The organism is Enterovirga sp. (assembly GCF_035325185.1).
In the GTDB taxonomy this organism is placed as follows: Bacteria; Pseudomonadota; Alphaproteobacteria; order Rhizobiales; family Beijerinckiaceae; genus Enterovirga.
The window spans coordinates 1-3,374 of record NZ_DAOLAJ010000165.1; the positions used below are offsets into that span (position 1 = coordinate 1).

The following is a 3,374-nucleotide window of genomic DNA, read 5'->3' on the forward strand; positions in this document are numbered from 1 at the left end:
CCCCTGAAAATCTGACGTTTTCAACTCGTCGTGTTTTCCTGTGGATTGGTAGACAAATCTCTTTTTGAGCCCGCTGCGTCTACCAGTTCCGCCACGCCCGCATCATTGCCGGACGGGTCCAGGGCGCCGCCCAAGCCTCTCCGGCGGGGACATCCCATAGTGCCTGCGGGGCGGAATGCAAGCGCGGGGGGATCCCGGAAGAGAGAGGCCGGTTAGGCCTTCCTCGCCCGCAATTCCTCGATATGCGCACCGATCTCGGCCCGGGCGCGCGCGACGGCGTCGAGGTCGCGCCCGCGCACGACGATCTGGTTGGTGAAGCCGGAGGGGCCGAAGGAGGGATAGGACCCGATCGAGAGCGAGGGATGGCGCGCGGCGATGGTCTGGAGGCCGGCCGCATAGAGGCCCTCCGGCACCCCGCTCGCGTCGATCGTCTGCGAGGTGACGGGAATCCCCTTCGTCAGCGTCGGCAGCACGTTGTCGAGCATGGCCTGCATGATGGCCGGCACCCCCGCCATCACGACGACGTTTTCCAGCCGGAAGCCCGGCGCCCGCGAGATCGGATTGTCGACGAGGGAAGCTCCTTTCGGAATGCGGGCCATGCGCAGGCGCGCCTCGTTGAGATCCTCGCGCTTGTGGCGCTCGAGCATCATCGCCACCGCCCGCTCGTCGACGGCGATCGGCACGCCGAAAGCCTTCGCCACGCAATCGGCCGTGATGTCGTCATGGGTCGGCCCGATGCCCCCCGTCGTGAAGACATAGGTATAGCGCGCGCGCAGCGCGTTCACGGCGGCGACGATCTCCTCCTCGACATCCGGCACGATCCGCACCTCGCGCAGGTCGATGCCGGCCAGCGTCAGGTTCTCGGCGACATGGCCGATATTCTTGTCCTTGGTGCGCCCGGAGAGGATCTCGTCCCCGACCACCAGCAGGGCCGCGGTGACCGCGGTGACCACCTCGCCCGCCCCGTCCGTCATCGCGTCGCCCTTTCTCTCAGCCCCGCTCGAAGACGAGGTTGAGGCGCGTCTCGGCAACCTTGCGATAGCCGTGCCGGTCCAGAAGATCCACGAGGTCGATCTGCCAGCGTCCGGTCCCGTTCTCCACGATGAGGAGGCCGGGATAGAGGGATTCCGGCGCATCGGCGAAGAAGGGATCGAGGATGAGATCCTCGGCTCCTTCGACGTCGAGCTTGACCGCGTCGAGGCGGGGAAAGCCCTCCTCCCGCACGATGTCGAGAAGGCGCTTGGCCGCGACCTTGATCGGCTCGGCGCCCCCGACCGCCACGATCTTGACGCTCGATTCGCCGCTGTTCTTGACGTCGATGAACAGCGTGAGATCGCCGGTGCGGTCCGCCACCGCGCATTCCATCGCCTTGATCGTCGGGAAGTCGTTGAGCTGGATATTGGCGACCAGCCGATCGTACATCGAGGGCTGCGGCTCGATGGCGAGGATGCGGGAGGTCGCATCCGCCCGCGCCGCGGCGAAGAGCGCATATGCTCCGACATTCGCGCCGACGTCGAGGAAGATGAAGCCCGGCCGGATGTGCTTCTCCAGGATCGAAAGCTCGACCGCATCGAAGCTCGCCGGGGCGAAGAGCAGCCGCTTCTCGCAGATGTTGTTGTCGGGACGCACCCGGACATGCACGCCGAGCGCCTCCACGTCGGCGGGCCGGCCGCCGAGCATCGCCATGGCCGGGCGCCGCAGCAGGATGACGCCGCGCCGCCCGAGCCATGTATCCGGGAAAGAGCGGGTCATCTCGACCAGCCGCCTGAGAAAGCCCCTGGGGGCATATGTGCCGAACGGCTCTACTTCATCCATGCCTTGCGCCGGATCCATGCCTTGTGCTGGGCGTCCAGTCCTGCCACATCGCGGGCAGCCTCTTCGCATCACCCACCCGGCCCCGCAACCCCGGAAGGCGGGCGAAGCAACCTTGTGACCTGACCGATGAACGAGAGCGGAACCATCGAGGCCGGCGGACGGCGCAGCGGCGAGGCGCCGATCCACGGGCCGGACGCCTTCGAAGGCATGCGCCGGGCGGGACGGCTGACGGCCGAGGCGCTCGACCTCCTCGTCGATCATGTGCGGCCCGGGGTGACCACCGCAGCCCTAGACCGGCTCATCGCCGATTTCGCGCGCGACCACGGCGCCTATTCCGCGACGCTGCTCTATCGCGGCTATCCCTATTCCATCTGCACCTCGATCAACCACGTCGTCTGCCACGGGATGCCGGTCGAGAAGCCGCTGCGCGAGGGGGACATCGTCAATATCGACGTGACCCTGATCCTGGACGGCTGGCACGGCGATTCGAGCCGCATGTATTTCGTCGGCGAGGTGCCGCGCAAAGCCGCGCGCCTGTGCGACATCACGTACGAATCCCTCATGCGGGGCATCGATGCGGTGCGGCCTGGGCGCACGACCAACGCCATCGGCGCGGCCATCCAGTCCTATGCGGAGGCCGAGCGCTGCTCCGTGGTCCGCGACTTCTGCGGCCACGGGCTCGGCCGCGTCTTCCACGACGCGCCGACCGTCCTGCATTACGTCGAGCCGAGCTACGACGTCCCCCTGCGCCCCGGCATGTTCTTCACCATCGAGCCGATGATCAATCTCGGCCGCCCGCAGGTGAAGGTGCTCTCCGACGGCTGGACGGCCGTGACGCGCGACCGCTCCCTCTCCGCCCAGTTCGAGCACAGCGTCGGGGTGACGGAGACGGGCGTCGAGATCTTCACCCTGTCTCCCAAGGGCCTCCACAAGCCTCCCTACGCGACGCCACAGACCGGCGGCGCGAGCCTCTGAAGGTGACCGGACGGCCGCCGAAGGCGCCCGAGGCCGGGTCCTCGCTCCCCGAGGCCGAGGCTCCCCATTACCTGGGCCACCGGGAGCGGCTGCGGGCGCGGTTCGAGGAGGCGGGAGGCGAGGCGCTGCCGGATTACGAGCTGCTGGAACTCGTCCTGTTCCGGTCGATCCCGCGGCGGGACGTGAAGCCCCTGGCCAAGGACCTCATCCGCCGCTTCGGCACCTTCGCGGAGGTGCTCGGCGCCCCGCCCGCGCGGCTGAGGGAGACCGGCGGCCTCGGCGAGAGCGCGATCCTCGACCTGAAGATCGTCGAGGCGGCGGCGCGGCGCCTCGCGCGGGGCGCGGTCGCCAAGCGGCCGGTCCTCTCCTCCTGGAGCGCGGTGCTGGATTATTGCCGCACGGCGATGGCCTTCTCGGAGACCGAGCGCTTCCGCGTGCTCTTCCTCGACAAGCGCAACGCCCTGATCGCCGACGAGGTGCAGGGCACGGGTACGGTCGACCACACCCCGGTCTATCCGCGCGAGATCGTCCGGCGCGCCCTGGAACTGTCCTCGACCGCCGTCATCCTCGTGCATAACCATCCC

At 68.3% G+C, this 3,374-nt stretch carries 4 protein-coding genes; 2 read left to right on the forward strand and 2 right to left on the reverse strand.

Annotation, left to right across the window (positions count from 1 at the left end; translation table 11 throughout):
• Nucleotides 1–212: 212 nt before the first annotated feature.
• Nucleotides 213–974: a molybdopterin-binding protein gene (locus tag PKD06_RS18550; RefSeq protein ID WP_324382751.1), complete on the reverse strand. Its 762-nt coding sequence runs from the start codon at nucleotides 972–974 to the stop codon at nucleotides 213–215.
• A 16-nt stretch (nucleotides 975–990) separates the two neighbouring features.
• Nucleotides 991–1,752, reverse strand: a complete 762-nt coding sequence (locus PKD06_RS18555; protein WP_324382753.1) for an FkbM family methyltransferase — start codon at nucleotides 1,750–1,752, stop codon at nucleotides 991–993.
• Nucleotides 1,753–1,941: 189 nt separating this feature from the next.
• On the opposite strand from PKD06_RS18555, the gene map reads away from it, so the two are divergent.
• The gene (gene map, locus PKD06_RS18560) at nucleotides 1,942–2,790 is read left to right on the forward strand and encodes a type I methionyl aminopeptidase (protein WP_324382755.1); all 849 of its coding nucleotides are present in this window, start codon (nucleotides 1,942–1,944) and stop codon (nucleotides 2,788–2,790) included.
• A gap of 2 nt (nucleotides 2,791–2,792) precedes the next feature.
• On the forward strand, nucleotides 2,793–3,374 hold a 582-nt coding region (gene radC, locus PKD06_RS18565; protein ID WP_324382757.1), incomplete at its 3' end, for a DNA repair protein RadC.

Bases quoted from the DNA above. Each gene is read 5' to 3' on its own strand.
- PKD06_RS18550 (WP_324382751.1), bottom strand. From the start codon at position 974: ATGACGGACGGGGCGGGCGAGGTGGTCACCGCGGTCACCGCGGCCCTG.
- PKD06_RS18555 (WP_324382753.1), bottom strand. From the start codon at position 1,752: ATGACCCGCTCTTTCCCGGATACATGGCTCGGGCGGCGCGGCGTCATC.
- map (WP_324382755.1), top strand. From the start codon at position 1,942: ATGAACGAGAGCGGAACCATCGAGGCCGGCGGACGGCGCAGCGGCGAG.